Origin of the sequence: Lactobacillus xujianguonis (assembly GCF_004009905.1) — a bacterium.
GTDB classification, from domain to species: domain Bacteria; phylum Bacillota; class Bacilli; order Lactobacillales; family Lactobacillaceae; genus Lactobacillus; species Lactobacillus xujianguonis.
On sequence record NZ_ML136884.1, the window covers coordinates 48310 to 56210 of the forward strand.

At 39.7% G+C, this 7901-nt stretch carries 4 protein-coding genes, 5 tRNA genes, 1 rRNA gene, 1 pseudogene, 1 riboswitch and 1 other annotated feature; of the genes and pseudogenes, 1 reads left to right on the forward strand and 10 read right to left on the reverse strand.

Features of this window, described 5'->3' with window-relative positions; translation table 11 throughout:
- Positions 1 to 85 precede the first annotated feature (85 nt).
- Complete coding sequence (gene leuS, locus EJK17_RS06870; protein ID WP_127796296.1) at positions 86 to 2500, reverse strand: leucine--tRNA ligase; 2415 nt, start codon at positions 2498 to 2500, stop codon at positions 86 to 88.
- A gap of 41 nt (positions 2501 to 2541) precedes the next feature.
- Positions 2542 to 2729: a binding site (T-box leader), on the reverse strand.
- 63 nt (positions 2730 to 2792) lie between these two features.
- On the opposite strand from leuS, the gene EJK17_RS06875 reads away from it, so the two are divergent.
- Complete coding sequence (locus EJK17_RS06875) at positions 2793 to 3452, forward strand: phosphatase PAP2 family protein (RefSeq protein ID WP_127796297.1); 660 nt, start codon at positions 2793 to 2795, stop codon at positions 3450 to 3452.
- A gap of 38 nt (positions 3453 to 3490) precedes the next feature.
- Here EJK17_RS06875 and EJK17_RS06880 read toward each other — a convergent pair whose 3' ends face one another.
- The 9 genes and pseudogenes from EJK17_RS06880 to rrf form a co-directional block, all read right to left on the reverse strand.
- A complete protein-coding gene (locus tag EJK17_RS06880; protein WP_127796298.1) occupies positions 3491 to 4954 on the reverse strand; it encodes an MDR family MFS transporter in 1464 nt (487 codons plus the stop codon).
- Between the two features lie 22 nt (positions 4955 to 4976).
- The gene (metK, locus tag EJK17_RS06885) at positions 4977 to 6176 is read right to left on the reverse strand and encodes a methionine adenosyltransferase (RefSeq protein ID WP_127796299.1); all 1200 of its coding nucleotides are present in this window, start codon (positions 6174 to 6176) and stop codon (positions 4977 to 4979) included.
- Positions 6174 to 6260, reverse strand: a riboswitch (SMK box riboswitch). Its footprint overlaps the gene before it by 3 nt.
- Before the next feature lie 70 nt (positions 6261 to 6330).
- A tRNA-Val gene (locus tag EJK17_RS06890) sits at positions 6331 to 6403 on the reverse strand.
- 5 nt (positions 6404 to 6408) lie between these two features.
- Positions 6409 to 6480 (reverse strand) — tRNA-Glu (locus EJK17_RS06895).
- A gap of 58 nt (positions 6481 to 6538) precedes the next feature.
- Positions 6539 to 7432, reverse strand: a pseudogene (locus tag EJK17_RS06900) (metal ABC transporter solute-binding protein, Zn/Mn family).
- A gap of 59 nt (positions 7433 to 7491) precedes the next feature.
- A tRNA-Val gene (locus EJK17_RS06905) sits at positions 7492 to 7564 on the reverse strand.
- A gap of 28 nt (positions 7565 to 7592) precedes the next feature.
- A tRNA-Ser gene (locus tag EJK17_RS06910) sits at positions 7593 to 7683 on the reverse strand.
- A gap of 6 nt (positions 7684 to 7689) precedes the next feature.
- Positions 7690 to 7762: transfer RNA gene (locus EJK17_RS06915), tRNA-Asn, on the reverse strand.
- Between the two features lie 14 nt (positions 7763 to 7776).
- A 5S ribosomal RNA gene (gene rrf / locus EJK17_RS06920) occupies positions 7777 to 7893 on the reverse strand.
- Between the last annotated feature and the right edge of the window lie 8 nt (positions 7894 to 7901).

Consider the following 7901-nt stretch of genomic DNA (forward strand, 5'->3'; position numbering starts at 1 on the left):
TAAAACTCAAACGTCAACTAGTCTATTTTGAAACATTCATCCCTCTAAAAGGCAAAATTATGAATATTTTTAGGAAAAATTAAACTTATTTAGCAACGATATTAACGATCTTGTTAGGAATCACAATAACTTTCTTCACGTCTTTACCTTCCAAGAACTTTTGAACGTGTGGTAAAGCCATTGCTTCTTTTTGAACGGCATCCCGGTCAGCATCCTTAGCTGCCTGGAATTTACCACGAAGCTTACCGTTAACTTGAACCATAATTACAAACGTTGATTCAACTAACTTAGCTGGATCGTATTCTGGCCACTTAGCGTAAGTAATTGATTCATCATGACCAAAGACTTGCCAGATTTCTTCCATCATGTGTGGAGCAACTGGGGCTAACAACTTAACAAAACCTTCTGCGTATTCACGTGGAATTGATTTTGCCTTTTGCGCTGCGTTAATAAAGACCATCATTTGACTAATAGCCGTGTTAAAGTGCAAAGCATCAAAGTCTTCGGTAACCTTCTTAACTGTTTCGGCGTAAACCTTATCAAGTTCCCCATCGTTTTTATCCACAATTTTTTCTTGAGGAATTGCTTTAAGATCAAGATCATTGACAAATAAGCGCCATACCCGGTCTAAGAACTTCTTAGTTGAAGCTGGACCGTTGTCATCCCAGTCAATTGAAGCATCCAATGGACCCATGAACATTTCGTACATTCTGAGTGAGTCTGCACCGTATTCATCAATCACTTCGTCTGGGTTAACCACGTTACCTTTAGACTTAGACATCTTTTCGTGGTTCTTTAAGATCAATCCTTGGTTGTACAAACGTTGGAATGGTTCCTTGGTTGGAACAACACCCAAGTCGTAAAGGACCTTATGCCAGAATCTAGCATAAAGCAGGTGACGAACTGCGTGTTCTGCCCCACCAATGTAAAGGTCAACTGGCAACCACTTTTTAAGTAAGTCATAGTCAGCTAATTCTTGATCATTGTGTGGATCAACATAACGTAAGTAGTACCAACTTGACCCAGCCCAGTTAGGCATCGTGTTGGTTTCACGTTTACCCTTGCGGCCATTTTCATCAACGACGTTAACCCAATCAGTTAAGTTAGCAAGTGGTGATTCTGGCGTACCAGATGGCTTGATATTAGTTGCATGAGGTAAACGCAATGGTAATTGATCTTCTGGTACTAAAGAAGTAGTGCCATCTTCCCAGTGAATAACTGGAATTGGTTCACCCCAGTAACGTTGACGACTGAAGTCCCAGTCACGAAGCTTGTAGTTAACCTTCTTCTTACCACAATTATGATCTTCTAACCATTCAATCATGCGCTTCTTAGCTTCTTCATTGTTTAAACCGTCTAAAAAGTCTGAATTAATATGCTTACCGTCACCAGTGAAGGCTTCTTTTTCAAGATCTCCGCCTTCAATTACACGGTTAATTGGCAAATCAAACTTTTTAGCAAAAGCATAGTCACGATCATCATGAGCAGGAACAGCCATGACGGCACCAGTACCATAGCTTGCTAAAACATAATCAGAAATCCAAATTGGCACTTTTTTGCCATTAACCGGATTGATCGCATAAGCACCAGTGAAGACACCAGTCTTATCCTTGTTTAAGTCAGTTCTTTCTAGATCTGACTTAGATTCAATCTTCTTGATGTATGCTTGTACAGCTTCCTTTTGTTCAGGAGTGGTAATTTCTTGAACTAATTTACTTTCTGGAGCTAAGACTGTGTAGCTCACACCAAATAAAGTATCTGAACGAGTAGTAAAGACGTCAAAAGTCTGATCACTATCAACGACTTTAAAAGTAACTTGTGCACCTTCTGAGCGGCCAATCCAGTTACGTTGCATTTCTTTAACTGGTTCTGGCCAATCTAAGTCATCTAAGTCTTCAAGCAAACGATCAGCATAAGCGGTCATCTTAAGCATCCATTGCTTCATATTCCGGCGGTAAACTGGGTAACCACCACGTTCAGTCTTACCATCAATTACTTCTTCGTTTGCAACAACTGTACCAAGATCTGGTGACCAGTTAACTGGAACTTCAGCTTCATAAGCCAAGCCCTTTTTGTACATTTGCTCAAAAACCCATTGGGTCCACTTGTAATAGTTAGGATCACTAGTTGTGATTTCACGGTCCCAATCATAAGAAAAGCCTAACTTATTCAATTGTTTCTTAAAGTTAGCAATATTTTCCTTAGTAACTTTAGCTGGATCTTCACCAGTCTTCAAAGCATATTGTTCTGTTGGCAAGCCAAATGCATCCCAACCCATTGGGTGTAACACATTATAACCTTGTGCCCGCTTCATGCGTGACACAATATCAGTTGCAGTATAGCCTTCTGGGTGACCTACGTGCAGACCTTTGCCAGATGGAAATGGGAACATGTCTAAGGCATAGTAATTTTTCTTCTTGGGATCCGTACCCGTCTTAAAAGTATCATGCTTTGCCCAATACTCTTGCCATTTCTTTTCGACAACTTTGTGATTGTACATATTTTTTCCTTCCTAACAAAAAAGTCCTATGATTCTAATAATCATAGGACGAAATAATCGCGGTACCACCTAAGTTCCACATCAAAGTGTGACCCTTATTGCTCCTTAACGCGGATGGCAAAACGATAGGTTTGTCAATGCAGGACAAGTTCACAAATAAATTTTAAGACCTCACAGCGCCCGGTCTCTCTCTGGAAAAATCTCTTTGTTACTACTTCCTGACCTTTATTTTCTAATGGATAATGATTATAATTTACCACAAATGCTAAAAAATACAAGAAGGGAGTTTCTTTTGATTAATACAAAACGACCACCACGAGATACGCTTTGGGCGGGAGCAATCTTTACGTTAATTTACGCCGCCTGGGCCGTCTTAGTATCAAGTAACGCGGAGTTCATCCAAAATTTTGATAAAACAATTATCAACTTGGTATGTAATAATGATCCGGCAAATGTTGCTTTTGCTAAGACCTTTACCAATCTGGGTAATACCAGCACAATTCTAATTGAAACGATTATTCTATTTATTATTTTGATTGTGTTTAAGCAATATCCATACGCCTGGTTCACAGCGGGGACCATGATTGCGGCTAATGGATATAACTGGGTTATCAAACATGCAGTTGAGCGGGCTCGCCCAGCAGTACATCATTTAGTATATGCGGACGGCTTTAGTTTTCCATCAGGTCACTCAGTTGGGAGTGCTGCTTTATTTGGAATTTTGATTGTGTTAACCATTTTGTTAATCAAAAATAAATTCTGGAAAACTTTATTAATTATCATTTGGGCCTTGTTCCCATTGCTAATCGGTTATACAAGAATCTTCGTCCATGTCCATTACCCATCCGATGTTTTTGGCGGCTGGCTCGAAGGAATCACCTTTGTATTATTAGGTTATTCCTTCCTCTACCACTATTACATTGAAGTTAAATTAATGGAACAAAGGGCATAAAAAACATCTTCAAGTTTTGACGACTTGAAGATATTTTTTTATGCTTTATTTTTTAATTTTTTATCCTGATAAAATTGGTTAAAGACAATTGACAAGATAATAACGATTAAAGACACGACGTAAACACCTTTTAGCCCGCTAAGCAATACTTGCCGCAATTGAGGAACTAAATGGGCCGGTAAATATTTAACATTGGCCGCTGAAACGATCTTATTCATCATTCCTTGCGTCAAAGCTGGATGGCTACTTAATTTGTGGGCAATAATGGTGTTAAAAGTAATACCATAAACTGAAACCATCATCGTCTGCCCTAGATATTTCATCAAAGTATTAAAACTAGTAGCGACCCCAATCTCATCTCGACTTACCAAGACTTGGGAACGAACTTGTGAGGCAGTAACAATTGCCCCAAACGCGGTCCCATTAAAGGCAGCGACCACACAGAATACCCAGAATGAAGTATAAATTGGCACAAAGATTAACACTAAATCAGCTAAGACCAAGACAACTAACATGTAGTCATAAGTCCGTTTAATGCCCCATCTACCTAACATCCAACCGATAAGGAAAGAACCAACGATCCACATTAATGAACTAGGTGTTACCGCAAATCCTGCTAAAGACGCATTAGTTCCATTAATCCCCTGCATCCAGGTTGGAATATAGAATTCAAAACCAATAACTACCCCAGAAATTAACAAGGTAATCAGGTTAATAATTGAGAACTCACGATTTTTTTGCATCTTTAACGGCATAATTGGATCCTGAACCCGTTTTTCTACTTTGAAGAAGAGAACTAATGCCAAGAGCATTAAAACGGCTAAGCCAACCATTATTAGCGGATTAACACTACTGCCTAATTCTTGTAAGAAGATCATTAATGAAAGCAAAAAAATAATTAACCAGACGGTTCCTTGCAAATCAAGTTTTGAATTTGATTGATGATGCGGTTCTCTTAAGAAAAAGACTACCAGCAAAAAGGCAATAATTCCAATCGGCACATTGATGTAAAAGACCCAGTGCCAAGACAAATGTTGCACAATAAATCCTCCCAAAAGAGGCGCAATTACTGAAGCAACACCCCAAAAGCCGGAATTTAAACCCAGCATTTTAGCCCTTTTTTCTAATTGATATAAGTCTGCAATAATTGTGATCGCTACTGGTTGTACCGCTCCTGAGCCTAAACCCTGAATTACTCTAAAAATAATTAACTCATACATATTTTGGGATATTCCGCAAAGCGAAGATCCCACTACAAATAAAGCAATTCCAAACAAAAAAACCGGCTTTCGCCCAATGCTATCTGCCAGTTTTCCATATAAAGGAGTGGAAACTGCGGTCATCAGCAGGAAAATTGAAACAACCCAGTTCATAATTTCCAACCCGTTTAAATCAGAAACAATCGTTGGCATCGCTGTGGAAACGATTGTCCCTTCAATCGCAGTCATAAAAGTGGTCATAAAAATTGCAAGCGTGACAAGTGACACGTTTGTTTTTTTCATCGCATACTCCTACTTTTAATTTCTATTGATGCTTTTTAACATAGCTAAGCAAATCATCTGTTTTATCGGTTCTTTCCCATGGTAAATCAATATCAGTTCTACCAAAGTGACCATAAGCGGCTGTTTGTTCATAGATTGGCCGCCGCAAATCTAGCATTTTAATAATGCCGGCTGGACGAAGATCAAAAACATGCCGTACGGCATCAGTTAAGACTTCATCATCAACTTTACCGGTACTAGCCGTATCAATCATAATTGATACTGGGTGGGCAACCCCAATCGCATAAGCTAATTGAACTTCACAGCGGTAAGCTAAGCCAGCAGCTACAATGTTTTTAGCAACATAACGAGCTGCATATGAAGCAGAGCGGTCGACCTTTGTTGGATCCTTACCGGAGAAGGCACCACCACCGTGACGAGCATAGCCACCATACGTATCAACAATAATCTTCCGGCCAGTTAACCCTGAATCACCCTTTGGTCCACCAATAACAAAGCGACCAGATGGGTTGATTAAGTACTTAGTCTGATCATCCAGATAACGAGCTGGAATGACTTCTTTAATTACTAAGTCAATCATTGCTCGGTGAATTTCTTCATTAGATACTTCAGCATCTGTTTGAGTTGAAATAACAACTGTGTCCACACATAATGGATTATTGTTTTCATCATATTCAACTGTTACTTGGGCCTTAGCATCCGGACGAAGCCAGTCTAAAGTATGATCTTTTCTCAGACTTGCAACCCGCCGCATTAAGCGGTGGGCAAGTGAAATTGGCAATGGCATTAATTCTGGTGTTTCTTTAATGGCAAAACCAAACATCAAACCTTGATCCCCAGCACCAATTTGATCTAATTCATCTTGATCAGACTTGTTTTCTCTTGTTTCAAGTGAATGATCAACACCACCGGCAATATCAGGTGATTGTTCATCAATATCAACCATGACCGCACAATTGTTACCATCAAAACCTAACTCTGGGCGATCATAACCAATTCGTAAGATGGTCTTCCGTACTACATCTTGAATATCAACATATGCGCTAGTTGAGATTTCACCAAAAACAAAAACCATACCTGTTGTGACAATCGTCTCACAAGCAACGTGTGAATTAGGATCTTTTTCAAGCATCGCATCGAGAATGGCATCTGAAATCTGATCAGCAACCTTATCTGGGTGTCCTTCAGAAACTGATTCTGAAGTAAACAAACGTCTTTCCATAATAGTCCCCCTATATAGACAATAGCTATTCGGTTACAAGGCATCTTCACTCGAAAGTGAATCCTATCAGGACTTGAACCGATAAAATAAAAAACTTTCGTTCTTGCACATTGGCATAAAAAAAGACTACCGAGAACCGGTAGTCTTAGAACGATGGAGGATACAGGGCTCGAACCTGTGACCTCCTGCTTGTAAGGCAGATGCTCTCCCAGCTGAGCTAATCCTCCATGTGTGACCCGTACGGGATTTGAACCCATGTTACGGCCGTGAAAGGGCCGTGTCTTAACCACTTGACCAACGGGTCATATGTCTCATAACCAAGAACAATAACTAGTATACAGGAAATGAAACAAAATGCAAGCTTATTTCTGAAAAAGTTTGAATATTTTTTGGTAATTCGCTTTCATCCACTGATAATAGCTAACGCCATTTGGCATTGTTTCTCTGACATTGACAATCGGAATGTCATTTTTTTGTGCTAACATAACAAAACCATTAACAGTTGAGCTAGAGGCTTGCGTATTATTAACAAAGAAAGAAATCTGTTTCTTTTTGATCATTTGTTGCATCCGATAAACACTTTGTGCGCTAGGATCAGTTTCATTTTCAACTGCTTCTTCAAATTCATGATCACCAATTCTAAAATGATAAGCTTTTAAGGCATAATCAAAAACCGGTTCACTCACAAAGACTGGCTTTTCCTTATGACCATCAATCTTCTTAGTCATTTTTTGCAACTTGTTTATTTTTGCAATATATTCTTGGGCACGCTCCTGATAATAGATTCGATGTTTCGGGGCAATCTTACCTGCTCGGTAGGCAATGTAATTTACATATCTTTTTGGCATTGTAAGATCATACCAGATATGAGGATTATTGCCTTTCTTTAAATGTAACAGCTTTTCGCCTACCTCAGTCACTTGCATATCATTGGCACGCGCTAAATTATTCATCCATGAATCATAAACTAAACCATTGGCAATTACAACATTGGCAGCTGCTACCGCTTTGGCTGAAGCCGCTGTTGGTTCGAAGTCGTGCGGATCAAGATCGCCATTTGCAATAATTGCTGTAACCTTACCGTATTTTCCCACAACTTACTTTGCTAAATTCGCATAAATATTTGTCGAGGTTACGATGTTGGGTTGATGATGTCGAGTATTTTCTTCAAATTTTGTAGAACAACTAGACAAACTAATTCCACACATAGCAATCAAACTAAATAATAAAAGGGGTCTGATTATATTTCTTTTCATTTCTCGCTCTATTTTCACTAAAACAAAAAAAAGAGGATCACATAGATCCTCTCTGATTATGGAGGATACAGGGTTCGAACCTGTGACCTCCTGCTTGTAAGGCAGATGCTCTCCCAGCTGAGCTAATCCTCCAACTTCTGAACTGGGTTATTCAGTTCAACGGAGTCTGAGGGATTTGAACCCTCGATACAGATTTAAACCAGTATACATGATTTCCAATCATGCTCCTTAAGCCACTCGGACAAGACTCCATTTAGCTCCGGCTGTCAGACTCGAACTGACGACATCTTGATTAACAGTCAAGCGCTCTACCAACTGAGCTAAGCCGGAATATTAAAAAAAGAGCACGGCAGCTACCTACCCTCGCAGGCAGTCTCCCACCAACTACTCTCGGCGTTAAGAAGCTTAACTTCCGTGTTCGGCATGGGAACGGGTGTATCCTTCTTGCTATCGCCACCGCACTCTTTTC